Annotated in this window: 23 protein-coding genes; 9 read left to right on the top strand and 14 right to left on the bottom strand. The window is 41.1% G+C overall.

Features of this window, described 5'->3' with window-relative positions; translation table 11 throughout:
• The first annotated feature begins 117 nt into the window (after positions 1 to 117).
• The 4 genes from R2Q85_RS00670 to asnS all read left to right on the top strand — a co-directional run bounded on the left by R2Q85_RS00670 (position 118) and on the right by asnS (position 5,717).
• Positions 118 to 1,728, top strand: a complete 1,611-nt coding sequence (locus R2Q85_RS00670; protein WP_316809806.1) for a DUF4173 domain-containing protein — start codon at positions 118 to 120, stop codon at positions 1,726 to 1,728.
• Between the two features lie 20 nt (positions 1,729 to 1,748).
• Positions 1,749 to 2,504 (top strand): ferritin-like domain-containing protein, encoded by a 756-nt coding sequence (locus R2Q85_RS00665; protein WP_316809805.1) that lies wholly within the window; start codon positions 1,749 to 1,751, stop codon positions 2,502 to 2,504.
• 41 nt (positions 2,505 to 2,545) lie between these two features.
• Positions 2,546 to 3,736 carry an ADP-forming succinate--CoA ligase subunit beta gene (sucC, locus tag R2Q85_RS00660; protein ID WP_316809804.1) on the top strand — a complete coding sequence of 397 codons (1,191 nt, stop codon included), beginning with the start codon at positions 2,546 to 2,548 and terminating at the stop codon, positions 3,734 to 3,736.
• Between the two features lie 532 nt (positions 3,737 to 4,268).
• On the top strand, positions 4,269 to 5,717 hold the full coding sequence (asnS, locus tag R2Q85_RS00655; RefSeq protein ID WP_316809803.1) for an asparagine--tRNA ligase: 1,449 nt from the start codon (positions 4,269 to 4,271) through the stop codon (positions 5,715 to 5,717).
• Here the strand turns inward: asnS and R2Q85_RS00650 are convergent.
• Positions 5,714 to 7,378, bottom strand: a complete 1,665-nt coding sequence (locus R2Q85_RS00650) for an FMN-binding glutamate synthase family protein (protein WP_316809802.1) — start codon at positions 7,376 to 7,378, stop codon at positions 5,714 to 5,716. The genes asnS and R2Q85_RS00650 overlap by 4 nt on opposite strands.
• 78 nt (positions 7,379 to 7,456) lie before the next feature.
• On the opposite strand from R2Q85_RS00650, the gene R2Q85_RS00645 reads away from it, so the two are divergent.
• The gene (locus tag R2Q85_RS00645) at positions 7,457 to 8,077 is read left to right on the top strand and encodes an L-threonylcarbamoyladenylate synthase (RefSeq protein ID WP_316809801.1); all 621 of its coding nucleotides are present in this window, start codon (positions 7,457 to 7,459) and stop codon (positions 8,075 to 8,077) included.
• Positions 8,078 to 8,107: 30 nt separating this feature from the next.
• Complete coding sequence (gene nhaA / locus R2Q85_RS00640) at positions 8,108 to 9,292, top strand: Na+/H+ antiporter NhaA (RefSeq protein ID WP_316809800.1); 1,185 nt, start codon at positions 8,108 to 8,110, stop codon at positions 9,290 to 9,292.
• Here the strand turns inward: nhaA and trpA are convergent.
• From trpA to recR, 6 genes are all read right to left on the bottom strand, one after another.
• A complete protein-coding gene (trpA, locus tag R2Q85_RS00635; protein WP_316809799.1) occupies positions 9,279 to 10,049 on the bottom strand; it encodes a tryptophan synthase subunit alpha in 771 nt (256 codons plus the stop codon). The two genes, nhaA and trpA, sit on opposite strands and share 14 nt — an antisense overlap.
• A 22-nt stretch (positions 10,050 to 10,071) precedes the next feature.
• Entirely contained in the window at positions 10,072 to 11,253 is a 1,182-nt protein-coding gene (trpB, locus tag R2Q85_RS00630; RefSeq protein WP_316809798.1) for a tryptophan synthase subunit beta, read from the bottom strand.
• Complete coding sequence (locus R2Q85_RS00625) at positions 11,250 to 11,882, bottom strand: phosphoribosylanthranilate isomerase (protein WP_316809797.1); 633 nt, start codon at positions 11,880 to 11,882, stop codon at positions 11,250 to 11,252. The genes trpB and R2Q85_RS00625 overlap by 4 nt, the downstream gene beginning before the upstream one ends.
• A 27-nt stretch (positions 11,883 to 11,909) precedes the next feature.
• Positions 11,910 to 12,899: an anthranilate phosphoribosyltransferase gene (trpD, locus tag R2Q85_RS00620; RefSeq protein ID WP_316809796.1), complete on the bottom strand. Its 990-nt coding sequence runs from the start codon at positions 12,897 to 12,899 to the stop codon at positions 11,910 to 11,912.
• A 216-nt stretch (positions 12,900 to 13,115) separates the two neighbouring features.
• A complete protein-coding gene (locus tag R2Q85_RS00615; RefSeq protein WP_316809795.1) occupies positions 13,116 to 13,931 on the bottom strand; it encodes an SDR family oxidoreductase in 816 nt (271 codons plus the stop codon).
• A 4-nt stretch (positions 13,932 to 13,935) separates the two neighbouring features.
• The gene (gene recR, locus R2Q85_RS00610) at positions 13,936 to 14,553 is read right to left on the bottom strand and encodes a recombination mediator RecR (RefSeq protein WP_316809794.1); all 618 of its coding nucleotides are present in this window, start codon (positions 14,551 to 14,553) and stop codon (positions 13,936 to 13,938) included.
• Positions 14,554 to 14,652: 99 nt separating this feature from the next.
• On the opposite strand from recR, the gene R2Q85_RS00605 reads away from it, so the two are divergent.
• Together R2Q85_RS00605 and R2Q85_RS00600 are read left to right on the top strand one after the other, a co-directional pair.
• Positions 14,653 to 16,131: a sodium:solute symporter gene (locus R2Q85_RS00605; protein ID WP_316809793.1), complete on the top strand. Its 1,479-nt coding sequence runs from the start codon at positions 14,653 to 14,655 to the stop codon at positions 16,129 to 16,131.
• Between the two features lie 23 nt (positions 16,132 to 16,154).
• On the top strand, positions 16,155 to 16,862 hold the full coding sequence (locus R2Q85_RS00600) for a TIGR00730 family Rossman fold protein (RefSeq protein WP_316809792.1): 708 nt from the start codon (positions 16,155 to 16,157) through the stop codon (positions 16,860 to 16,862).
• Between the two features lie 28 nt (positions 16,863 to 16,890).
• Here R2Q85_RS00600 and R2Q85_RS00595 read toward each other — a convergent pair whose 3' ends face one another.
• Entirely contained in the window at positions 16,891 to 17,484 is a 594-nt protein-coding gene (locus R2Q85_RS00595) for a DUF502 domain-containing protein (protein ID WP_316809791.1), read from the bottom strand.
• 53 nt (positions 17,485 to 17,537) lie between these two features.
• The gene (locus R2Q85_RS00590; protein WP_316809790.1) at positions 17,538 to 19,991 is read right to left on the bottom strand and encodes a bifunctional UDP-N-acetylmuramoyl-tripeptide:D-alanyl-D-alanine ligase/alanine racemase; all 2,454 of its coding nucleotides are present in this window, start codon (positions 19,989 to 19,991) and stop codon (positions 17,538 to 17,540) included.
• A gap of 109 nt (positions 19,992 to 20,100) precedes the next feature.
• Here R2Q85_RS00590 and R2Q85_RS00585 point away from each other — a divergent pair, with 109 nt between their 5' ends.
• Positions 20,101 to 20,991, top strand: a complete 891-nt coding sequence (locus R2Q85_RS00585) for a GNAT family N-acetyltransferase (RefSeq protein ID WP_316809789.1) — start codon at positions 20,101 to 20,103, stop codon at positions 20,989 to 20,991.
• Here R2Q85_RS00585 and R2Q85_RS00580 read toward each other — a convergent pair.
• The 5 genes from R2Q85_RS00580 to sufD are packed head-to-tail and all read right to left on the bottom strand — an operon-like array spanning position 20,986 to position 24,747.
• Positions 20,986 to 21,450, bottom strand: coding sequence for an Rrf2 family transcriptional regulator (locus tag R2Q85_RS00580; protein ID WP_316809788.1), 465 nt, complete (start codon positions 21,448 to 21,450; stop codon positions 20,986 to 20,988). The genes R2Q85_RS00585 and R2Q85_RS00580 overlap by 6 nt on opposite strands.
• A 13-nt stretch (positions 21,451 to 21,463) precedes the next feature.
• A complete protein-coding gene (locus R2Q85_RS00575; RefSeq protein WP_316809787.1) occupies positions 21,464 to 21,778 on the bottom strand; it encodes an iron-sulfur cluster assembly protein in 315 nt (104 codons plus the stop codon).
• A gap of 7 nt (positions 21,779 to 21,785) precedes the next feature.
• Complete coding sequence (locus tag R2Q85_RS00570; protein ID WP_316809786.1) at positions 21,786 to 22,223, bottom strand: SufE family protein; 438 nt, start codon at positions 22,221 to 22,223, stop codon at positions 21,786 to 21,788.
• Positions 22,223 to 23,437: a cysteine desulfurase gene (locus R2Q85_RS00565; RefSeq protein ID WP_316809785.1), complete on the bottom strand. Its 1,215-nt coding sequence runs from the start codon at positions 23,435 to 23,437 to the stop codon at positions 22,223 to 22,225. The genes R2Q85_RS00570 and R2Q85_RS00565 overlap by 1 nt, the downstream gene beginning before the upstream one ends.
• A 2-nt stretch (positions 23,438 to 23,439) precedes the next feature.
• Positions 23,440 to 24,747, bottom strand: coding sequence for a Fe-S cluster assembly protein SufD (gene sufD / locus R2Q85_RS00560; RefSeq protein ID WP_316809784.1), 1,308 nt, complete (start codon positions 24,745 to 24,747; stop codon positions 23,440 to 23,442).
• Position 24,748: the final 1 nt, after the last annotated feature.

Genomic DNA, 24,748 nt, shown 5'->3' with positions numbered 1-24,748 from the left:
CATGCAAAATGGAAGCAAATTCAGTTCAACAAATGACAGCTCAACCTACCCATCTTTCAGATGGTCTGATTCCAGCGTCAGGCATTAGTAAACTCTCCTAACAAAAATACCATACTCATGAAAAAATCGATAAACCTGCAGATCCTGGCAACCATAACAGGAGGCCTGCTATTCAATTACCTCTTCTGGATGGAAAAACAAGCGATCAATCTCCTGGTCTACGCTATCTTTATACTGACCATCATCTTGCTGGATAAAGAAAAGAGTAAGAACACAAAAAGCTATTTAACCGGTGCCAGTTTACTATTGACCTCTCTGTTGGTTGTCTTTAATAAATCTGCCCTTACTGTTATTGCCTGGTACATCAGTCTGGCTGTAGTGATTGGCATTACACACTTCCAATTGCTCAGAAGCATCTTTACCATTCTCCTGGCAGCGGCATTACAATTTGTAACAGCCCCTGTAAACCTGGTAAAAAAAATATTGGGCGCACGCTTTAGCGGGATGTTTTTTAAGCCTATGCTGAGATCTATTAAGTACATCATCATCCCCCTAATTGCCATTACTTTTTTCATGATACTTTATAGCGCCGCGAATAACATATTTGCTGGCTACGTGGAGCATTTTTTTTCAGGTATAAGTACCTTTATTAACAATATACTCAATTTTCTATTTGCAGATTTAAGTTTACCACGCTTTCTGCACATTATTTTAGGCATTGTGCTTGCTGCTGCAATTTTTATAAGCTTAAAAGACCTTGAACTGGAAAAAGCGGAAGCCAGCTGCCATGAACAACTCGTACGCCAGCGAAAGAATAAAAAAAGCAGCTCTGTTCTGTACGAACTCGTTTCTATTTTTGCTGGCAACCTGCTGAAACGCAACACCGCACTAAAAACCGAGAATATCATTGGCATCATCTCTTTTTCGGCCTTAAACCTCTTGATACTTGCTTTAAATTTAATTGACCTTAGCACGTTGTGGTTTGGAGGAACAGCTGGTACAAACTATAGTGAGGCATTGCACGATGGCGCTGAAGCGTTGATATTCAGCATTATTATGGCCATGCTGGTCATTGTCTATTTTTTTAGCGGGAACCTGAATTTCTATAGTAAGAATAAGACACTTCGTTTACTGGCCTATTTGTGGATCTTCCAGAATGCCTTCCTGGTCGCTTCTGTACTGCTCAGAGACCTGCACTATATTAATGCGCTGGGTTTAACCTATAAACGCATTGGTGTAATGGTTTTCCTGCTGCTTTGTATAATTGGTCTGGCTACCGTTTACATTAAAGTATCCAGACAAAAATCCTTTTTCTATCTCTGCAAAGTAAATGGCTTTGCCTGGTATGTCCTGCTTCTTGTTTTTGGCTTTATAAATTGGGATGTATTTATCGTATCCTATAACATCAATCATAAGGAATCCATACGCCTCGATCTTGATCATTTAACAGGCTTTTCGGATAAAACCTTACCACTATTACATCAGAATAAACAGCTGCTTAGTAAATATCTTGAAACTTCCGTATATGCTTCGCAATACGAATATGATCTCCAAACGCAACGCAACATATTAAAGAAAACAACCGAGGGGGAAAGGAAGCTCGCTTTTGAGAACGACTTACAAAAAAGGATCAGCAGGTTCAAACAAGAATACGACCGCGGATCACTGCTTTCCTGGAACTACCGCGACTGGCAAACGCAACAATACTTATTTAAAAATCAGCTATAATTCCTAAAAAACTTCACGTTATGCACAACACATTGTATTGGATAGACTATTTCAATAGCAATCTTAAAAACGAAAGGATCGACTGGAGTATTCAACCCGTTTTAGCTATCTCAGAAAAACAAAACATTCTAAAATCTTTGCAGGCTTGGCAACTGGGCGAAACATCTGAAGGTACCAGTCTTGTAAAAGCTGCCACCAAACATGCCAAGCTGTTTAACCATCCGTACTATACCGATGCCATTAAACTCTTCATCAAAGAAGAGCAAAAACATGGAAACAACCTGGGACATTACATCGACCTTATAGGTGAACAGAGAATAAAAAAAGACTGGGGTGATAGTTTATTTAGGAAAATAAGAGGTTTAAATACGCATATGGAATTCTGGACTATAGCAGTGATCACAGTTGAAAGTACCGCCCAGATTTTCTATCAATGCTTAAAGGATGCGACCAAATGCAAATTATTGAAACAGATATGTACAGACATCTTAATCGACGAAGCTGCGCATATTACATTTCAGATTGAACGGTTAAGCTTGTTATACAACAGTAAAAACGCATTTATGAAGGTAGTGTCCTATTATTTTTATACCATATTTTATTTTTCTACCACATTGGTGGTATGGTTTGCCCACAAACGTCTGTTTAAAGCTGGCAAAGTCAATTTCAGCAAGTATCTGATGAGGATGAAACTTAAGTTTAAAAGGACAATAAAAAAACTTAAACCGGAAACTCAAAACATAAACGTTGAAAATACCTGTAGCCATTTGTTATAAAGCTTTTGAAGTTGTAGATTTGGGACAAATTTTTTCAGCGAATGAATATCCACGAATATCAAGGTAAAGAAATACTTAAAAGTTTTGGAGTAGCCGTACAAGAAGGCATAGTAGCCGACACGGTAGAGCAGGCTGTAGAAGCTGCTAAAAAAATGAAAACTGACTACAATTCTGACTGGGTTGTAATTAAAGCTCAGATCCACGCAGGTGGACGGGGTAAAGGCGGTGGCGTAAAACTGGCTAAAAGCCTTGATGAGGTTAAGGAAAGAGCAGCTGCAATTTTAGGTATGCAGCTGGTAACTCCACAAACTGGCCCTGAAGGAAAAAAAGTTAATAAAATTTTAGTTGCACAGGATGTATATTATCCTGGAGCTTCAGAAACCAAAGAATTCTACGTAAGTGTTTTGTTAAACCGTGGAAACGGAAGAAACATCATTATGTATTCTACTGAAGGTGGTATGGACATTGAAGAAGTTGCTGAGCATACTCCTCATTTAATTTTTAAAGAAGAAATTGACCCTAAAGTCGGTTTGCAGGCTTTTCAAGCCCGCAAAATTGCTTTCAACTTAGGTTTAAGTGGTGCGGCTTTCAAAGAGATGGTAAAATTTGTCACTGCCCTTTACAAAGCTTACGACAGCACAGATTCTGCTATGTTTGAGATCAACCCGGTATTAAAAACATCTGATGATAAAATCATTGCTGTTGATGCTAAAGTTGATTTAGATGAGAATGCTTTGTTCCGTCATCCTGATTATGCAGCAATGCGTGATAAACTGGAAGAAGACCCTACAGACGTAGAAGCCAGCGAATCTAACCTGAACTATGTCAAACTTGACGGAAACGTTGGTTGTATGGTTAATGGTGCCGGTTTAGCAATGGCAACTATGGACATCATCAAAATTGCCGGTGGCGAGCCTGCTAATTTCCTTGATGTAGGCGGTACCGCAAACGCGCAAACAGTAAAGGCCGGTTTCAACATTATCCTTAAAGACCCGAACGTAAAAGCAATCCTGATTAATATATTTGGCGGAATTGTACGTTGCGATCGTGTTGCACAAGGTGTTATTGATGCCTATAACGAAATCGGAAATGTTCCGGTTCCAATTATCTGTCGTTTACAAGGCACAAATGCAGAAGAAGCTAAAAAACTGATCGATGAGTCAGGATTGAAAGTTTATTCAGCCATTGCTTTACAGGACGCATCGGATCTGGTTACGAAAGTTTTGGCTTAAAATATAGTTCCTTTTATAAGAAGGCCGTTCCGTTAAACCGGTGCGGCTTTTTTTATGCCTGAGATTTTGATTTGAGCTACCAGGAATAAAAAAAAGAAGAGGCCTATATCCATCCAGATATAGGCCTCTCTAACCAAATATAAATTAAACGAGCATTACAAATATAGATATATATTCCAATTACACACAATAAAATACACAAAAAATAAAAAATAATTATAAAAATTCGATAAATAATGATAAAAATCACATAAAAAGACATATAAAACTTGTAAAACACACAAAACGACAACAAAAAAACATATTAAAACATAAATAAAATATACAAAAATCAAAAAGTACGCAAAATACACACATATAATACATAAAAACCAAAATTATATAGCATAAATACACAAAACACCAGTACAAAAACACCAAAACACATTAAAAACACACAATAAACCAAAAATACCCAAAAACAAACTAAGAAACATTAACCTGTTATTTATTAGAAGAATTCCTTAATTTTGACGCTCTCCATAATAAAATCATGATACACAGAGAAAAAGTAAAAAGTCTGCTCGAGACAGAAGAGTTTAACAGAGAAGTAACGGTTATGGGTTGGGTACGCACCTTCCGTAACAATCAGTTTATTGCTATGAATGATGGTTCCTGTATGGGAAACATCCAGATTGTGGTTGATTTTAACAATACGGATGAAGCACTACTAAAACGCATAACTACCGGCGCCGCAATCGCCGTTAAAGGTACCCTTGTAGCGTCATTGGGGAAAGGGCAGAAAGTGGACATTAAAGCGTCATCGATAGAGATATTGGGCGACAGCGATCCTGAAAAATTTCCGCTGCAGCCAAAAAAACATAGTCTGGAGTTTTTGAGAGAAATTGCACACCTGCGTTTCCGCACCAATACTTTTAATGCCATATTTAAATTGCGTCATGCACTGGCTTTTGCCATCCATCAGTTTTATAATGAAAGAGGCTTTGTGTATATGCACACTCCTATCATTACGGCTTCGGATGCGGAAGGTGCCGGTGAAATGTTCAAGGTAACCACGCTCGACCTTGAAAACCCAGCACGGACAGCGGATGGAAGAATAGATTTTTCTGAAGATTTTTTTGCCCGTTCTACCAACCTAACGGTCTCAGGGCAACTGGAAGGTGAACTTGCCGCTATGGCATTTGGACAGATCTATACTTTTGGTCCTACTTTCAGGGCAGAAAACTCAAATACGACCCGCCACCTTGCAGAATTCTGGATGGTGGAACCTGAGGTTGCTTTTGCCGATCTGGAAGACAACATGCAACTTGCAGAAGACATGTTGAAATATGTGATCCGTTATGCGCTGGACAATTGTGCCGAAGAAATTGATTTCCTGAACAACAGGCTACAGGAAGAAGAAAAAACAAAACCTCAGAACGAACGCAGTGAAATGTCGTTAAAAGACAAACTTAATTTCTGCCTGAACAATGATTTCGAAAGGTTAACGTATACTGAAGCTATAGCAATTTTAAGATCGTCAAAACCTAACCAGAAAAAACAGTTCAAATACCTGATTGACGAATGGGGTGCCGATCTGCAATCTGAACATGAACGCTACCTGGTTGAGAAACACTTCAAAAAACCAGTAATCCTGACGGATTATCCTGCTGACATCAAATCATTTTACATGAGGCAGAACGAGCCGGATGACCAAGGCAGAAAAACGGTAGCTGCTATGGATATCCTTTTTCCGGGCATAGGTGAAATGGTTGGCGGATCGCAAAGAGAAGAACGTCTGGATAAACTGGTAGCCAGAATGGAAGAACTTGGAATCCCTCAGGAAGAGCTTTGGTGGTTTTTAGACACCAGACGTTTTGGTTCTGCTCCGCATTCCGGCTTTGGCGTAGGTTTTGAAAGGCTGGTACTGTTTGTAAGCGGTATGACGAATATCAGGGATGTGATTGCGTTTCCCCGTTTCCCTAAGAACGCAGAATTTTAATTTTTATCTGCGTTCGTTTCGTCTGAATAAGAGTTTGCATGAGCATAATCTACCATCGATACCTTATAATCGGTTGGATTAAAGCTGGAAGATGAACTTAGCGCCATACCCAACTCAAAACGGAGCGGATAAGGTGTTTGCAATAAGCTCCCTTCCGGAATATAAGGAAAACTCTCCATGTAGGATTGCATCACATTGGGTGCAATCCTCCTGTTGATGTAAGCCCGGGTAAGCTGATAAGGATGGTGTAAACCTGCAGCGCCAAGCAATTCAACTGCGCTGGCAACGGTGAGCCTGTGAAAATTGAACACCCGCACTTTTTTATCTTCCACCACCAGACCTTTCATTAAGCTTGGATCTTGCGTAGCCACTCCGGTAGGACAGGTATTGCTGTTGCATTCCAGAGCCTGGATGCAGCCCAAAGCAAACATCATTCCTCTTGCAGAGTTACACAAATCCGCCCCAAGTGCAATGTTTTTCACAAGATCAAACCCTGATGCTACTTTTCCAGAGGCGATAATTTTAATATGTTGTTTCAGATTAAAACCACTCAGCACATCGTACACAAATGCCACAGCCTCTCTTAAGGGCATACCAACGGCGTTAGAGAATTCCTGTGGTGAAGCCCCGGTCCCCCCTTCTCCTCCATCTACAGTAATGAAATCGACATAAGTACCCGTTTCCATCATTGCCTTACAGATCGCAAAAAATTCGCTTCTGCGGCCAATACACAATTTGATACCGACAGGTTTACCACCAGAAAGTTCCCGCAATTGTTTTACAAAAGCCACCAGCTCCAGCGGGGTTCTGAAAGCCGAGTGTGAAGGCGGGGAGATCACATCATAACCTACTTTTACCAGTCTGATCCTCGCAATTTCAGGTGTTACCTTTTTGGCTGGAAGGATACCTCCATGGCCAGGTTTCGCGCCTTGCGACAACTTAATCTCAATCATCTTAACCTGATCTGTCTGAGACCTTTCAGCAAATGCCGCAGGGTTAAATGAACCATCATCATGATTTCTACAGCCAAAATAGCCAGTTCCGATTTGCCAGATCAGATCTCCACCCGGATTGGCATGATAGTCACTGATTCCTCCTTCTCCGGTATTGTGTGCAAAACCACCGAGTTTTGCACCACCGTTTAAAGCCAAAATGGCGTTCTGACTTAAAGAGCCAAAGCTCATCGCTGAGATGTTATAGATACTGGCCGAATAAGGCTTGGAACAATCGGGGCCACCCACCAAAACGCGTGGACTTTCTTCCAGTTCATGGTGGCTGATGGCTGAAATGCTATGACTTAACCATTCATAGCCATTTTCATAGACGTCCAGCTGCGTACCAAATGGAATGGTATCGTTCTCCATTTTTGCACGTTGATAAATCAGGGAGCGGTTTAACCGGCTAAAAGGCTTTCCATTGGTATCACTTTCTACAAAATACTGGTATACTTTCGGTCTCAGATCTTCCATAAAATACCTTAACCTGCCCACTACAGGATAGTTTCGGACAATGCTGTGTTTAGGCTGATACAAATCGTAAATACCCAGTAAAACCAGCGGACCGGTAAAAATGAACAACCACCATAAAGGTGCATAGGTAAGGCCTAACATTACGGTAAGCGCTACTAAAAATGCTGCAATAGCGATGAATGCTTTTCTCATACGTATCAATTTACTAAAAAACATGCCAATTGAACAATTATAATCGGATTTCGGCCTAAGATTTGTTTAATTTTACATATGCTTATCAAAATCTATCCGGAAAACCCAAATCCCAAGGCCATTGAACAAGTTGTTGAGGTGTTAAAAAAGGGTGGTTTAATCATATACCCAACTGACACAGTTTATGGTTTGGGCTGCGATATTACCAATCAGAAGGCCATAGAAAAGATATGCCGGCTTAGAGGTATAAAACCTGAAAAGGCCAATTTTTCTTTCATATGTTCAGATCTAAGACATATTTCAGATTTCATTAAACCCATTGATACAGCAACCTTCAGGGTATTAAAAAAAGCACTTCCCGGCCCTTTTACCTTTATTCTAAATGCCAATAACAATGTACCAAAACTACTAAGCTCCAATAAGAAAACAGTAGGTATCAGGGTACCGGACAATGACATAGCAAGGGAAATTGTAAGACAACTGGGCAACCCAATTTTATCTACTTCCATCCGTGACGATGATGAAGTAATAGAATACTCAACAGACCCTGACCTGATCCATGAAAAATATGAAGATACAGTAGATCTTGTTATAGATGGTGGTTATGGAGACAATGAAGCATCGACCGTAGTAGATTGTACAGCCGGAGAGTTTGAGATCATCCGTGAAGGGAAAGGAGATCTGGATAGCTTTTTATAGTTTTTATTCGAAATAAACTATATTTACCACATGGCTAAATTACTCAATCTACAAGCTTTTAAGGATTTTTTCCGTTCGGGCCAAATTGGCGGTATGATACTGCTGTTTTGTGTGGCGATATCTCTTTTCATCGCCAATTCAACTTATGCAAAGCCATTTTCAGATTTTTTAGCTACAGATTTTGGTTTTTCTTTTGGAACACAGGCCTATGTTTTTTCGATATCAGCCTGGATTAATGATGCCTTAATGGCCGTTTTCTTTTTACTGGTAGGTCTGGAAATTAAACGGGAGATGGTAGAGGGAGAATTGTCATCCGTAAAAAAAGCATCCCTACCGGTGGTAGCTGCATTGGGAGGTATGCTGGTACCCGCCTTTATCTACTTCATATTTAACAAAGGCGAAACCACAGCATCGGGCTGGGGTATTCCTATGGCTACAGACATTGCTTTTGCCCTGGCCATCATTTCCATGCTGGGTAAAAGTGTACCTACTTCTTTAAAGGTATTTTTAGCAGCCCTGGCGATCGTGGATGATTTGGGAGCCATTCTGGTAATTGCTGTTTTTTATACCAACGAAGTTCATTTTGATTACCTGTTAATGGCAGGAGGAATTGTTGCACTACTGCTTGTCTTTAACTTTTTTAATGTAAAACAACTTTACTTTTACCTGGTACCTGGTGCATTTTTATGGTATTTTATCCATCATTCAGGTATACACGCTACCATTGCAGGCGTTTTACTGGCTTTAACCATCCCAACAAATAAAACCAGCATCGAATCACCGCTGGAAAAACTGGAACATTTGCTTAACGGGCCGGTAAATTATTTCATTATGCCTGTTTTTGCACTGGCAAACACCAACATTACTTTCCAGAAAGAAATGATCAGCGGTCTGGTATCCCCACTTGGGTTTGGGATCATCACCGGCTTATTTGTGGGGAAAACAATTGGCGTGACCCTGTTTTCATGGCTGGCAGTAAAACTAAAGCTGGGCAGTCTACCTTCAAGATCTGGCTGGAAACACATTATTGGACTAGGTATGCTTGCGGGGATTGGCTTTACCATGTCTATCTTTATATCACTCCTTTCTTTCAGCGACGAACTTCATGTTACAGAAGCGAAGTTTGCTGTACTCTGCGCTTCTGTAATATCAGGTGTTGCAGGCTTTACCTTTTTAAAATCTATTCGTAAAAATCACGTGATTAAGCCTGCTTAAACTTTTGCATAAAAGTCGTTATACTTCCTTTCAGGTTATTTGTATCCAGCGCTTTTACAAATGCGCTCCCGATAATTGCACCATTGGCATACTGGCAGGCTTTATCAAAAGTCTCTTTACTGCTGATGCCGAACCCAATCATGGTAGGGTTCTTTAATTTAAGGCCAGCTATTCTTGAGAAATAAGCTTCAGTATGATTGGAAACCTGCAGATTTTGACCGGTTGTTGCCGATGAAGAAAGCAAATAAATAAACCCATTACTTAACCCGTCAATTTTTTGAATGCGTTCTGCAGCCGTTTGCGGAGTGATCAAAAAGATATTGCTCAGACCATACTTAGCAAATACAGGCTGATACAGTTCTTCATATTCCACCATCGGCAAATCGGGAACAATACAACCATCTACACCCACTTCGGCGCAGGCTTTACAAAAATTTTCTACCCCAAATTGCAACATTGGGTTCACATAACCCATTAGCAAAACCGGGATGTTTACGGTTTTCCGAAGGTCTTTCAATTGCCGGAACAATAATTTCAGGTCCATCCCATTGTCCAGTGCCTGTTTGCTGCTGGCCTGTATGACAGGGCCATCTGCAACGGGATCCGAATAAGGGAAGCCGATTTCCAACAGGTCGGCGCCTGATTTTTCCAATGCCTCTGCAATGGTTACTGTATCTTCCAGGCTAGGATAACCGGCAGTATAGTAGATGGAAAGTATATTTTTCTTTTCTTGAAATAATAGTTGTAGTCTGTTCATATCAGGATATTCTTGCCGTCATTTATAAATTAAAGTATTTCATATAGGTATCCATGTCCTTATCTCCTCTTCCGGACAGGCAAACTACCACATTTTCTTTACCTGTAAAGGTCATTTTTTCCAGATATGCCAGTGCGTGCGCACTTTCTATTGCCGGAATGATACCTTCCATCTGGGTGAGCAGCAAACCTGCCTGTAAAGACTCATCATCAGTAATAGATACATATTGACCACGCCCGCTTTTAAACAGGTGGGCATGCTGAGGGCCGATACCAGGATAATCCAGACCAGCCGACACAGAATGTGGTTCTACCACCTGCCCATCCTGGGTCTGCATCAGGATGCTCCGGCTGCCGTGTAACACTCCTTCCTTCCCTAAGGCAGTAGTAGCTGCCGAAAAACCGCTCTCCACTCCTTTACCGGCGGCTTCAACGGCAATCAGTTTAACCTTATCATCATCCAGAAAATGATAGAACATCCCCATTGCATTGCTGCCACCACCTACACAGGCCAATACATAATCAGGCTGGTCATTTCCGGTTTGCTCGATCAGTTGTTTTTTAGTTTCTTCAGAGATGATCGATTGAAAAATAGCAACCATATCCGGGTAAGGATGTGGTCCTACCACAGACCCGATAATGTAATGCGTATCAACAGGATTATTGATCCAGTCGCGCATGGCCTCGTTGGTTGCATCTTTTAAGGTCTTACTTCCAGAAGTTGCCGGTACTACTTTGGCACCCAGCATCTTCATCCTGGCCACATTAGGCGCCTGGCGCTGAATGTCAACTTCGCCCATATATACCACACATTCCAGGCCACGCAAAGCACATACTGTTGCGGTGGCCACCCCATGCTGACCGGCACCTGTTTCGGCAATGATGCGTTTTTTACCCAGCTTTTCAGCCAACAAGATCTGTCCGATAGTATTATTGATCTTATGTGCCCCGGTATGGTTCAGGTCTTCACGTTTCAAAAATATATTGGCATTGTACTTTTTTGAAAGTCTTTTAGCCAGGTATAATGGTGATGGCCTGCCTACGTAATCTTTCAGCAGCTGATGAAACTCCTTCTGAAAGGCTTCATCTGCTATTATTTTAAGGTAATTATCCCTCAGTTCTTCTACGTTAGGATATAGCATTTCGGGAATGTAAGCTCCGCCGAAATCTCCATAGTATCCCTTTTCATTTACAAAATAGCTCATAATGCAGTTTTAAATTCTATCAATTTATCTATGTCTTTTAAACCGGGGGCAGTTTCAAACCTGCTGTTGATGTCTATGGCATAAAGACGTGTATCTGTTATTTCTTTTAGTTGCAGGAGGTGTTCCGGGCCAATTCCCCCGCTTAAAAAGTAAGGTTTATCCAAAGTATACCTTTCAAGGAGTTTCCAGTTAAAGGTTTTACCTGAACCGCCGTGAGCGGGTGTCTGGGTATCAAAAAGAAAATAATCAACCACAGTTTCATAGTTTTTTAGCTGGCTGAAATCAAAATGTTCACCCAGCCCAAATGCTTTGATTAATGTGATGCCATGATCTGCAAGCAAACCCTTTAAGGCAATGCAATATTTTACAGGTTCCGAACCATGCAACTGTACAGTATTTAATCCGTATAAAATTGCCAGTTCAACAACCTTGTTCAGTTCTTCGTTTACAAAAACCCCTGTTTTTTTAATCCCGGCAGGGAGATTACGCACAAAAGAAGGTGTTAAACCCTCTATAAACCTTTTAGACCCCCGGTAAAAGATGAAACCTAAATAATCCGGTTTCAGCATCGCTACTGCCTGAATGTTATCAGGAAGTTTCATTCCGCAAATTTTTAATTTAGGTTCCATTCAATTGGGGTTTATATATATACCTGTTTATCTTCCAATTAGTTTTTTAAAACTATCCATTGCTTTTAAACCCATTAAGGATGATTCAGCATGGTAAAAACAATCTGCAAAAGCCTTTGACGGATCTATAGTATTGATGGCCAGTGCCGCATTACACAGCACCACATTGTTCTGTTCGTCTGTTCCCTTTCCACTCAAAACATCCATAAATATCTCTGCAGACGATTCTACGGTATCACCACCTTTAATCTTATCCTCCGTAATTTGCGTAAACCCCAGGTCACTCACCTTTATCAGGGCCTCTCCTTTCTTGCTGAAAGTTTTGATATCGCAGGTTAAAGAAACTTCATCAAAACCATCCACCGCATGAAGTATGGTATAGTTTTTATCAGTATCCTGATATAGATACGCATATAAACGCGCCAGTTCTAAACTGAACACCCCTACAATCTGGTTTTTAGGCTGTGCCGGATTAACCATTGGCCCCAGCATATTGAAAAATGTTTTTACCCCAAGTTCTTTACGGATGGGTGCTACTGTTTTCATTGCGGGGTTAAACAAAGGCGCGTGGATGAAACAAATGCCTGCATGATCCAGGCTCCTTTTTAAAACATCCTGCTCATTCGTAAAGCTATAGCCAAGGTATTCCATAACATTGGACGAACCGCAGCCAGACGAAACCCCGTAATTGCCATGCTTGGCTACTTTGTGGCCAGCGCCCGCAACTACGAAAGATGCCAGCGTAGAAATATTAAAAGTATCTTTACCATCACCTCCAGTACCACAGAGATCTACCAGCTCATAATCAGAAAAATCAAGCTTAATGCAAAGATCAAGCATGGCATCCCGAAAACCCTGAAGTTCCTCAACAGTAATGTTACGCATCCCGTAAGCCGTAATAAATGCCGCAATCTGTGAGGTGTTAAACTCGCCCAGGGCAATCGCAGTTAAAATCCGCTGCGCTTCAGCCCTGCTAAAAGTTTTGTTTTCAAATAAGTGGTTAAGTATCTTTTTCATATCAATGGCTTCACCTGAAGCTTCAAAAGGTTGTAAAACAAAAAAGGTTGCCTTAAAGCAACCCTCAAATATTATTATATAAAATAAAAACGTTCAATACAGGGTTACACTACGCATTTGCGTTGTGCCACCACCAGTTATTAAGTCCGTTTGTTTGTATCATTAGCGCAAATATGGAATTGTTTTTGCAAAGGAACAAATGTTTCTTAAAAAAAATTATTTAATTAGGGCTTTCTTCTCTTTAGCAAAGTGGTTGAAGACCAGTTTATCGGCTAGTGCGGGCAGCAATTTATTGATCCATACAGTCAGTTTCCCCTGCCCTGTCATCACCAGCGTACGCTTGCGTGCAGCAATTCCATTAACAATATTGGAGGCAACCTCTTCAGCACTCATCATTTCTCCTTCTTCCATACTGGTCTCACCATGCGAACTGCCATCTTTAGCTAAAGCAGCAACACGTATATTAGAAGTAGTAAAGCCTGGACAAGCCACCATCACATGCACTCCTGTTTTGAGCAATTCTGTACGCAGAGATTCCATAAACCCATTCATAGCGAATTTAGAAGAGGAATAACCAGTACGGCCTGGCAAACCACGATAACCTGCTATGGAAGATATGCCTACTACACTCCCCTTTGTTTTCAGTATCTCCGGTAAAGCATATTTTGTACAATACACGGTACCCCAGAAATTCACATCCATCAGATTTTTTAATACAGACAAATCCACTTCATCAAAAAGTGCCCGCATAGATAAACCGGCATTATTGATCAGCACATCAATTTTATTGAAGGTGATCAATGCCTGTTTAATCAGCAGCTTACAATCTTCTTCTTTGCTTACATCCACTTGAACAGCAATGGCTTTTATACCATATCTCTTCTCCAGATCGGCGGTAATTTCGCAAAGTGTTACATATTGCCGGGCACCCAGCACCAGATTAGCACCTCTTTTGGCAAATTCTTCTGCACAGGCTTTTCCAATACCTGAAGATGCACCGGTGATGATGACTACTTTATGCTTAAAATCCATTTGATTATTTGATTAATGAGTTTTGGTAAGGTATCCGGGTAACTATAGACCTCCCAAGGGTTATTTCATCGGCATATTCCAGCTCGCCACCGAAAGCAATGCCCCTTGCTATGGTGGTAATGGGAATCTGGAAGTCTTTAAGTCGTTTATACAGGTAAAAAAGTGTGGTATCGCCTTCCATGGTAGCACTTAAAGCCAGGATAACTTCTTTTACCGGGGTTGTTGCAACACGCTGAACCAAAGAATCGATAAAAAGATCAGAAGGGCCTATACCATCCATTGGCGAGATTAAACCACCAAGCACGTGGTAAACGCCAAAATATTGCCCGGTATTTTCGACAGCCATAACATCCCGGGTATCTTCTACCACGCATATTACTTCTTTTTCTCTTTTGGCCGCAGTACAGATGTTGCAGGTCTGCTGATCAGAAATGTTATGACAGATGTTACAATGTTTAATTTGTTTTCTGAGCCTGATCAGGGCGTTCCCAAACTGTTCTACATCTTCCTGTTCTTTATTCAACAAGTGCAGTACCAATCGCAAAGCAGTTTTTTGTCCAACTCCGGGTAGCTTGGAAAATTCATTGACAGCATCTTCAAGCAGTTTAGAAGAAAAGTTCATTTTACAAATTTAAATAAATTTGGCCAACATTTTTATTGGGTTTTATTAGGATAAACTCATGATGGTTTCTTACATTTATCAGCTTAATTAAACCACTATATGAGTCCGATTATTCTCTTATCCTTTCTTATTGGCTACTTTGTTTTATTAGTTGGCGTGGCTTACTTCACCTCCCGGAACAACTCAGACAATGCTTCGTTTTTTATTGCAAACAGAAATTCCAAATGGTACCTCGTTGCTTTTGGAATGATAGGAACTGCCTTGTCCGGTGTTACCTTTATATCTGTACCTGGTGCTGTAGGCAAAAGTGATTTTGGTTATTTTCAATTCATATTAGGAAATGCAGTTGGTTTTATCATCATAGCGACCGTATTATTACCCTTATATTACCGGTTAAACATCATTTCAATTTATACTTACCTGGAAAGGCGTCTCGGCTTCTGGAGTTACAAAAGTGGAGCGGTAATCTTCCTGGTATCTCGTACCATAGGCTCAGCATTCAGGCTTTACCTGGTAGCCATCGTCCTGCAAAAATTTATCTTTGATGCCTGGAACGTGCCATTTTGGTTAACGATTGTGATCTGCCTGGTGCTAATCTGGCTGTATACGCATAAAGGCGGATTAAAAACCATCATCATTACCGATACACTCCAAACGGTTTTTTTATTGCTTTCTGTAGTTTTATCTATCATATTTATTGCCAGATCGTTAAACCTGGATGTTGCAGGCACTTTCGAGGCTGTGAAAAACAGCAGCTATTCCAAGATTTTTTTCTGGGAAGATTTCCTGGGCAGCAAGACCCACTTCCTTAAGCAGTTTTTAGGCGGCATCTTTGTAACCATCGCCATGACAGGTCTGGATCAGGATTTAATGCAGAAAAACCTGAGTATGAAAACCATTGGCGAGGCACAAAAGAACATGTTTACCTTTACCACTGTTTTTGTGATCATGAACATTTTCTTTTTAAGTGTTGGTGCTTTATTATATCTTTTTGCAGCAAACAACGGAATTGATGTTGCCGCGTTAAAAACACCAGATCACCTCTACCCGGAAATTGCATTGAATCACCTGAATGTGATACCAGGAATTATTTTCATGCTGGGATTAACAGCAGCAACATTTGCAACAACGGATTCGGCTTTAACTGCATTAACTACTTCCTTTTGTGTAGATTTTTTACATTTTGATAAAAAGGCAGATCAGAATGACCCTGCACTTGTTCGGAAAAGACACCTGGTACATGTTGGTTTTTCTGTATTGATGGTGCTGGTGATCATGGTGTTCAAGATCATCAACGATGATTCCGTAGTAAATGCGATTTTTAAAGCTGCAGGTTATACTTACGGGCCTTTAGTTGGTTTATTTGCTTTGGGCATGTTCACCAAAAGGGCAGTGACAGATAAAATTGTGCCTTATATCTGTATCCTTTCACCGATATTATGTTTCATCATTGACATCAATTCTATGAACTGGTTTGGCTATGCTTTAGGTTTTGAACTCATCATATTAAATGGATTGATTACATTTATTTTGCTTTGGGTTACGGGTAAAACATCATTAACCCAAACCAAATTCTAATACCTTAATATAATACCTACAGAATGACAAGTGAAGAGAAAATAAGAAGCGCTTTTGAGAATAAAAACTGGCAGGAAATAAAAGTTACAGACTCCTGGCAGATCTTTAAGATCATGGCGGAGTTTGTAGATGGCTTTGAAAAATTGGCTAAAATTGGCCCTTGTGTATCCATATTTGGATCCGCAAGAACTGCAGAAACTAATAAATACTATGAAATAGCTGTTGAATGTGGCAGGCTCTTAACCGAGCGTGGATATGGAGTAATTACCGGAGGTGGCCCTGGAATTATGGAAGCAGGTAATAAAGGCGCCCACATGAATGGCGGGAAATCAGTAGGTTTAAACATCGACCTGCCATTTGAACAATTCCACAACAAATATATTGACCATAATAAATTGCTGGAATTTGATTACTTTTTTATCAGAAAGGTGATGTTTATGAAATACTCCCAGGGCTTTATTGTATTGCCCGGAGGGATGGGAACCATGGATGAACTGTTTGAAGCGATAACGCTGATACAAACCGGAAAAGTTGCCCGCTTCCCCATTGTACTTGTTGGAAAGGAATATTGGGGTGGACTGGTAGAGTGGATCAAGAGCACTATGCTGCAAAAAGAGCACAACATCCATGCAGAAGATCTGAATTTATTTCGCCTGGTAGATACAGCTGCTGAAGCTGCTGAGCACATTTTCAGGTTCTACGAGAAATATGTGTTGAAACCGAATTTCTAGCGAAAGATCTCGTTGATTTTATCTGTATTTATCCAAAATGGCTGACACCTCCGGATACCACCAATTTCATGGCGTCGGCCGCACTCATGTTTAAAGGTTTGATCTTTTCATGCTTTACTACATAAACCTGACCGGCAAATGAGTAAGAAAATGGGAAATATACAATAGACTCCCCCGGTAGGTTAATAGATTTAAGATCGTTCTGGGTCAGAAAACCAATCCGCTTTAAATCCCCTTCCACTTCTACCAGCACCGGATTATTAAACTTCTTCTCATCCCCCACAAAAGCCTCCGTAAGATCTTTAATAGAAGAATAGATGAACTTCAAAAGCGGGATTTTATCCAGTAACCGTTGAAACCAGTTGTACATCGGTTCTGTAACGAAATAGGTCACAAAAATGCCTGCCAGTAAAATCAGCGACACCACCAGTGCAAGCCCCAAGCCAGGTATATTCCGGCTGGCCCCGGTTTTAGGGTCAACCCCCAGAATATTGTTCACATTTAACCAGCTGTCTACCGTGGTAACAGCCCATATCACTATAAAAATACTTAATGCAATGGGTAGTACAATTAACAATCCTTTGATCAGGTAATTCAGTAGTACCCTGCCAACTTTATTCATGTTGCAAATTTAGCTAAAATATTCATGAAAATAATTTGCAATGGAGCAGAATTCTACTCATAAAAATATACACGCTTTACCCTTTGGGATACATTTGTCAAGATTTCATAGGGAATTGTCCCGATCTGGTCTGCCAGCCGGGAAATGGTCAGCTGATCATTGAATACGATCACTTCATCCCCCGTCTTCACATCCAGACCAGTCACATCAAGCATACACATATCCATGCAAATTACCCCTACAGTAGGCGCCAATTTCCCTTTAACCAGCATACAACCAACTCCGTTGCCAAAAGCGCGACTATATCCATCGGCATAACCAATTTTCACAGTAGCAATTGTCCCACCCTGTGGCAGTAAGCCCTTACGTCCATACCCCACAGTTTCATTCGGCTTAAGCTGCTTTACCTGCGTAATGGTAGTTTTCAATATTGCCACCGTTTGCAAACCGGCATTATTTTTCAACGCCGCATCAAAACCATAGAGACCAATTCCAAGCCTTACCATATCCAGCTGCGCATCAGCATGGCGTGAGATTCCGGAAGTATTAGAAATGTGTCTGATGAAACGATAATGAAGCGCTTCGGCGATCAGGTCAGTCATGGCGGTAAAACGGTCAACCTGGTGCCTGGTAAACTCATCATGTAAGCCATCTTCACTACCAACCAGGTGAGAAAACACAGATGCTACTTTTACTTTAGTAGTTTCGCTCAGTACCTGTAACAATTCAGGCAAATCAGGCTCTTCAAAACCCAAACGATGCATTCCGGTATCTATTTTCAAATGGATTGGATATTGGTCATCCTGCAAAAAGCCAATAAAACGCTGCAAAATTTCTAAGTTGTAAATTTCCGGTTCAAGCTTGTACCTGACAATGGCATCAAAAGCTGAAGGTTCAGGGCTCATCACCATAATCGGCAGCTTTATTCCGGCTTTCCTTAAAGAAATTCCTTCATCTGCATAGGCAACAGCCAGGTAATCCACCTTATGATATTGCAATAAATTGGCAATTTCGAAGCTACCGCTGCCATAGGAAAATGCTTTTACCATGGCCATAATTTTTATACCCGGATGTAGCTTATTCCTGTAAAACTGCAGGTTACCAGCCAAAGCATTCAAATCAATTTCCATTACAGTATCATGTACTTTCTGTGCCATCAACTTACTGATCCGTTCAAACTCAAACTTCCGGGCACCTTTTACCAAAATCGTTTCGTTATTAAAATGCAGGGCTGGAAAATTATCAATGAAGGCCTGTGTATCTTCAAAAAAAGAAGCTTCCATATCAAAGAGCGCTGCAGATTCATCAATATGCGGCCCTATACCGATCAAACGGTCTACATGCTTTTGTTTTAACAGGGCTGCAATTTCAGCGTAAAGTACCTCTTTGGTTTTTCCCGTTTCCTGGAGATCAGATAAGATCAGCGTTTTCTTAGGATGTTGGTTCTGAAGATTCAAAAAATCGAGTGCAATCGCCAGCGATGAAATGTCAGCACTATAAGAATCGTCAATTACCGAACATTGGTTAATTCCATTTTTTAACTCCAGGCGCATACTTACCCTGGTTAATTTTTCCAGTCGCTTATCGGCTTCTTCAGGTGCATAACCTAAGGCAAGTAAAGTGGCCCAGCAAATGATACCATTTTCAACAGAAGCCTGGTCACTAAAGGGAATCAGGCATTCTATTTCTTTTCCCTCAAAATTTGCACGGATATAATTCTTACCATCCACAGGCTCAATAAATAAGATTTCCAGGTCAGCTTTTTGTTTTATACTCCAGGAAAACTTCTTTTTACCTGGTAAATCAGCCATACTTAAGCCAGACGTATACTCCGGCGAATAAATAAACAAGTCAGCACCTTCACAAAATTTTAATTTTTCGAGCAACTTTTCTTTTGCAGATGAAAATCCCTCAGCATGTGCTTCGCCCAAATTTGTCAGGATACCGACGTTGGGCTGTATGATGTCAGCCAGCGATTCCATTTCATCTGTTTTGGAAATCCCCGCTTCAAAAATCCCCAACGTATTTTCCGCAGCAATTTCCCAGACAGATAACGATACCCCTATTTGAGAATTAAAACTTTTAGGACTGCGTATGATGTTAAAATCAGTGGCAAGCAATTGATATAACCATTCTTTAACGATCGTTTTTCCATTGCTTCCGGTAATGCCAAGCACTTTTAAATCATACTGATTGCGCTTGTATTTTGATAGCGCCTGCAGTGCCGCCAGCACATCCGGAACAACCAGCATACTGGCATCGGCAAACAAATCCTTATACCTGGCATCACTGATTACAAAATTCCGTATTCCACTGGCATAAGCATCCTTCAAAAAATCATGTCCGTCTCTTTGTCCCTTTAGGGCGAAAAACAAAGAGTATTCCGGATCTATTACACTTCTGCTATCGATTACAAGGTTACTGATTATGGCATCGTTTTGTTTTTCAAAGGATTTTATACCCAGGATACCGGCAATATGACTGATGGTGTAAAGAGAATTGCTCATCTGACAAAAATAAACTTAATGTAAACACTAATCCTATTTTTTACAAGATTTCTGAGCGCCAACACACTGAACAAAAAGAATAAAAAGAAAACGGTTAAAATGTTGGCTGGTGTCACATATCTTATATAAATTTATAGGGAAAGCAACACAACAGATGCTAGAATTCAGCGATTTAAAAAACATTTCAACAAACACCCTTCTCCAGACCTTCAATGACGCGTTCTCTGATTACCTGGTGAAGATGCATTTGACGAAGGAACAATTGGAACGAAAGTTAGTGGCAGATGCCATCGACCTCAGGTTATCCGCGGGAACCTACGAAGATGGCAGGCTTATTGGATTTATTTTGCATGGAATCAATGACATGGGCCACGAGAAAGTTGCTTACAATGCAGGAACAGGAGTTTTACCTTCAAAAAGAGGGCATAATTTAACCAAAGCCATGTACCAGTATATTTTACCCCTGCTGGAAAAAGAAGGAGTAACAACATGCATACTTGAGGTTCTTGAAAAAAACCTTCCTGCCTTAAAAACATACCAGGCAATCGGATATCAATTTAAAAGAGAATTGGTATGCTTTAAAGGCATCCCTAAAATAGCGGATACCAATTCCGGAAGCGCGGATATCCGGAAAATCGAACAGGTAGACTGGACAATGCTAAGCACGTTTTGGGACTGGCAGCCCTCCTGGCAAAATTCAATAGCGGCAATGCAAAATTTAGGAGAACACAACAAAACGGTTGGCATCTACCTGAAGGACGAGCTGATTGCCTACCTTAGCTACAATCCCCTAAACAATAGAATTGCACAATTTGCAGTGCATAAGTCCCATCGTCGGGCAGGTTATGGAAAAGCGTTGTTCCAACATGTATTTCAGACAAACAAAACCGAAATCTTTATCATCAATGTTGATATCGAATCCTGCACAACCATTACATTTTTAGGCTCCATCGGATTATTCCCATATATCTGTCAATATGAGATGGAAAAAAAATTATAGTGTCTGCTGTTGTAATATTGATTCCAGCAGCAAGCTCGATTCCTCTTCAGGACTGATCAGGTCCTGCAGGCTCACTTTATCCAGTAGCTGATCAACCGTAAGCTGGATCATTTGCCATAAAGAACGTATAGAACAATCTATAGAGTTTGTACATAATTTTAACGCACCAGTGTAATCCTCACAAAATTTCTTGCTATAAAGTGCGCCACCCAGCACTTTCATTACCTGGTTGATATTGATCTGGCTTGCAGGCTGAGCCAACACATAACCACCTTTATAACCGGGCGTACTATTGATATAGCCCGAGATACGCAGAATTCGTGTAAGTTTGGCTACATAGGCTGCAGACAAGCCCTCCGCTTCACTAATGGCTGGAATACTGATTCCCTCCCGTTGATGATGTCTTCCAATGCGAAGCAAAATCCTCAAACCATATTCCTCTTGTGCAGTAATTTTCATAGGTCTATATTTATCACATCATTCCCAGTTCAAACCTTGCGGTTTCAGACATCATATCCCTGTTCCAGGGTGGATCCCAGGTTACTTCAACCGTAACTTCGTTCACCCCCTCAATTTCTTTTACCTTCTGCTCAACCTCCAGCGGAATGCTTTGTGCTGCAGGGCAACCCGGCGCAGTAAGTGTCATTACAATCTGCACATTGTTTAAGGGCGGCAAAATTTCCGTCTCATAGATCAGCCCCAGCTCATATATACTCACCGGTATTTCGGGATCGTATATCGTTTGCAAGCAATCAATTACCTTTTGTTTTAATGCTTCTTTATCCATGATCTATTTATTTTCCTGCCTTCATCATTTGATACGCTAAGGCATAGTTTTTCATCTGTTTAATCATTGCCAGCAAACCATTGGAGCGGGTTTGGGCCAGATGGGTCATCATGCCAATCGTCCCGATAAAATCCATTCTCGCATTCAGTACTTCTTCAGGTGTATGCCCAGATAAAACTTTGATCAGCATGCTGATCAGGCCTTTAACAATTACGGCATCGCTATCTGCTTTAAAGATAACTTTACCGTCCTCGTAAAAGGATTTAAGCCAAACGGTCGACTGACATCCCTTGATCTTGTTCTCTTCTATCTTATACACATCTTCCAGCACAGCCAGCTTTTTTCCCAGATCAATAATATATTCATATTTATCTTCCCAGCTGTCAAAAAGTGCAAAATCCTCAACAATTTCCTGTTCAATTTCCGGTATTGATTTAACCTCCATTACGCTAACATTTTTATGGTTTTACCTAAGCCGGCAATCAGTACATCTATTTCCTCCAGATTGTTGTACAAGGCAAAAGACGCCCTTACTGTACCCGGAATACCAAAACGTTTCATCAATGGCTGGGTACAATGGTGCCCGGTTCTCACAGCAATCCCCATGTTATCCAGCAACACCCCGATATCCTGCGGATGGACATCCTTGACAATAAAGGAGACCAGACTGGCTTTATCCTTAGCTTCTCCAATGATGCTTAAACCAGGAATGGTTTTTAACCGCGCAGTTGCGTAGGCCAGTAATGCGGCCTCATGCAGCCTGATCTGATCCTTTCCCGCAGCTGAAATGAAATCCAAAGCAGCCTTTAAAGCAATGGTATCCGCAATATTGGGTGTCCCAGCTTCATATTTATAGGGCAGGTCATTAAAGGTTGTTTTCTCGAAGGTAACCTCCTTAATCATCTCCCCACCACCTTGAAAAACAGGCATATCCTGTAACAATTCCCGCTTACCGTACAAAACGCCGACCCCCGTAGGGCCGTACACCTTATGCCCGGAAAAAGCAAAGAAATCACAATCCATTTTCTGCACATCAATATCCAGGTGCACTGCAGATTGCGCACCATCTACCAGCACCCTGGCACCAACAAGATGCGCCGCAGTTACAATTTCATTCACAGCATTAATGGTACCCAGCGAATTAGAAACATGGACTACAGACACCAGTTTTGTTTTACTGCTCAGTAATTCCTTAAAAGCCTCTATCGCTAATTCACCTTCATCGGTAACGGGAATTATCTTCAAAACAGCATGGTTTTCTTCACACAGGATTTGCCAGGGCACAATATTGGAATGGTGTTCCATGCCAGAAATGATGATCTCATCACCCGGGCCAATGTTTTGCCTGCCCCAGGTAAAAGCAACCAGGTTGATGGCCTCGGTAGTTCCCCTGGTAAAGATGATCTCTTCGGTAGCACCTGCTCCAACAAATTCCCTCACCGCTTCACGGGTAGCCTCATACGCCATGGTCGCCTCTTCAGCAAGGGTATGAATACCCCGATGGATATTTGCATTATAGTAAGTATAATAATGAGTTAATGCATCAATTACACACTGTGGCTTCTGCGAGGTGGCTGCATTGTCAAAGTAAACCAGTGGTTTGCCTTTAACCATCCTGGACAATATAGGGAACTGCTGTCTTAAATCGGTTAATGCCATTGCTAAAAGGATAAATGATGATATATTAACTGTGCTACATACTTACGCAAAGGTTCAGATTTGATCTGATCCAGTATATCTGCCGCATAAGCCTGCAGCAACAATATTTCAGCATCTGCCTTGGGGATGCCCCTTGCCCTTAAATAAAACAAGGCCTCTTCATCCAATTGCCCTACCGTACAACCATGTGAACACTTTACATCATCAGCAAAAATTTCAAGCTGAGGCTTGGTGTTTATGGTAGCATTATCCGACAACAGGATATTTTTATTAGACTGGTAAGCATTTGTTTTTTGCGCATCAGGCTGCACCATAATTCTTCCATTAAACACAGCCGTCGAAAAATCGTCGGCAATTCCTTTATAGAACTGATTGCTGAAACAATTTGGCTGCCGGTTGTCTATCAGTGTATGGTTATCCGCATGGGTTTTTCCTTTTAAAAGATACAGGCCATATAAATGTGTTTCATCGCCAGGTGCATCCAGTACCAGGTTCATATTGTTACGCACAATACCCCCGCTCAGCGTGATGGTCACCGTATGCACATAACTGCGTCCGGCCTGGGTAATGTGTGTGGTACTTACCTGGCTCGCATTGGCATGATCATGTTGTATCTTATAATATTCCAGATAGGCATTCTGCTGCAGCACCAGCTCCATTACCTCGTTACAAAAGCTATCAGCCGTACCCAATGAGGTATAAGCCTCAGTTAATTGTACACTGCTGCTTTCATCCAAATAGATCAGGCTACGGGGCTGCGCCATGATATGCCCGGTTCTTCCATCCAAAATGTGATATACATACACCGGATGCTCCAGAGATTTTCCTTTAGGAACGTGTACAAAAACACCACCCTCAATAAAAGCGCCGTTAAGTGCATGGACTCCATCTCTGATGTAGCTGCTGCTTTTATTTAAATGATCAGCAACAATAGCTTTGTAAGCACCAGTGGCAGCCACGCTCAATGGCAGTACCGTTAGCGATGCAGCATCAGAACGGATGTTAGACAATGCTACATTAAAATGCCCGTTTACAAAAACCAGCTCATCTGCAGTTTTGTGGCCAGGCAAACGAATGGCATCCACATCGGCAACAGTAACCGAACTTTCCAAAGCAGTGTTTGTCAGTTCATAAACTTTATCAAAAAGGCTGCTGATCCCGGTATATTTCCATTCTTCTGTACGAAATGTAGGCAAACCAGTTTTATTAAAAGTATCGAAGCTCTGTTTTTTGATCGCAGCAATCCCGTCAGCAGTATCCGGGTGCTGAGACGCTTCAAATTGTGCTTTAAAATAGCTTAAATCAGTCATA

It is taken from the genome of Pedobacter heparinus (assembly GCF_032678725.1).
Classification (GTDB): domain Bacteria; phylum Bacteroidota; class Bacteroidia; order Sphingobacteriales; family Sphingobacteriaceae; genus Pedobacter; species Pedobacter heparinus_A.
The sequence above is the reverse complement of the archived record's forward strand: the minus strand, read 5'-3'. Positions and strand labels throughout refer to the sequence as shown.

Bases quoted from the DNA above. Each gene is read 5' to 3' on its own strand.
- R2Q85_RS00645 (WP_316809801.1), top strand. From the start codon at position 7,457: ATGCTTATCAAAATCTATCCGGAAAACCCAAATCCCAAGGCCATTGAA.
- R2Q85_RS00595 (WP_316809791.1), bottom strand. From the start codon at position 17,484: ATGAATAAAGTTGGCAGGGTACTACTGAATTACCTGATCAAAGGATTG.
- R2Q85_RS00670 (WP_316809806.1), top strand. From the start codon at position 118: ATGAAAAAATCGATAAACCTGCAGATCCTGGCAACCATAACAGGAGGC.
- R2Q85_RS00580 (WP_316809788.1), bottom strand. From the start codon at position 21,450: ATGAAAATTACTGCACAAGAGGAATATGGTTTGAGGATTTTGCTTCGC.
- trpB (WP_316809798.1), bottom strand. From the start codon at position 11,253: ATGAGCTATTTTGTAAATGAAAAGGGATACTATGGAGATTTCGGCGGA.
- R2Q85_RS00665 (WP_316809805.1), top strand. From the start codon at position 1,749: ATGCACAACACATTGTATTGGATAGACTATTTCAATAGCAATCTTAAA.
- R2Q85_RS00625 (WP_316809797.1), bottom strand. From the start codon at position 11,882: ATGGAACCTAAATTAAAAATTTGCGGAATGAAACTTCCTGATAACATT.
- R2Q85_RS00575 (WP_316809787.1), bottom strand. From the start codon at position 21,778: ATGGATAAAGAAGCATTAAAACAAAAGGTAATTGATTGCTTGCAAACG.
- sucC (WP_316809804.1), top strand. From the start codon at position 2,546: ATGAATATCCACGAATATCAAGGTAAAGAAATACTTAAAAGTTTTGGA.
- R2Q85_RS00650 (WP_316809802.1), bottom strand. From the start codon at position 7,378: ATGAGAAAAGCATTCATCGCTATTGCAGCATTTTTAGTAGCGCTTACC.
- recR (WP_316809794.1), bottom strand. From the start codon at position 14,553: ATGAACTTTTCTTCTAAACTGCTTGAAGATGCTGTCAATGAATTTTCC.
- R2Q85_RS00565 (WP_316809785.1), bottom strand. From the start codon at position 23,437: ATGGCATTAACCGATTTAAGACAGCAGTTCCCTATATTGTCCAGGATG.
- R2Q85_RS00615 (WP_316809795.1), bottom strand. From the start codon at position 13,931: ATGGATTTTAAGCATAAAGTAGTCATCATCACCGGTGCATCTTCAGGT.
- trpD (WP_316809796.1), bottom strand. From the start codon at position 12,899: ATGAAAAAGATACTTAACCACTTATTTGAAAACAAAACTTTTAGCAGG.
- sufD (WP_316809784.1), bottom strand. From the start codon at position 24,747: ATGACTGATTTAAGCTATTTTAAAGCACAATTTGAAGCGTCTCAGCAC.
- trpA (WP_316809799.1), bottom strand. From the start codon at position 10,049: ATGAACAGACTACAACTATTATTTCAAGAAAAGAAAAATATACTTTCC.
- R2Q85_RS00570 (WP_316809786.1), bottom strand. From the start codon at position 22,223: ATGGAGGTTAAATCAATACCGGAAATTGAACAGGAAATTGTTGAGGAT.
- asnS (WP_316809803.1), top strand. From the start codon at position 4,269: ATGATACACAGAGAAAAAGTAAAAAGTCTGCTCGAGACAGAAGAGTTT.
- R2Q85_RS00600 (WP_316809792.1), top strand. From the start codon at position 16,155: ATGACAAGTGAAGAGAAAATAAGAAGCGCTTTTGAGAATAAAAACTGG.
- R2Q85_RS00605 (WP_316809793.1), top strand. From the start codon at position 14,653: ATGAGTCCGATTATTCTCTTATCCTTTCTTATTGGCTACTTTGTTTTA.
- nhaA (WP_316809800.1), top strand. From the start codon at position 8,108: ATGGCTAAATTACTCAATCTACAAGCTTTTAAGGATTTTTTCCGTTCG.
- R2Q85_RS00590 (WP_316809790.1), bottom strand. From the start codon at position 19,991: ATGAGCAATTCTCTTTACACCATCAGTCATATTGCCGGTATCCTGGGT.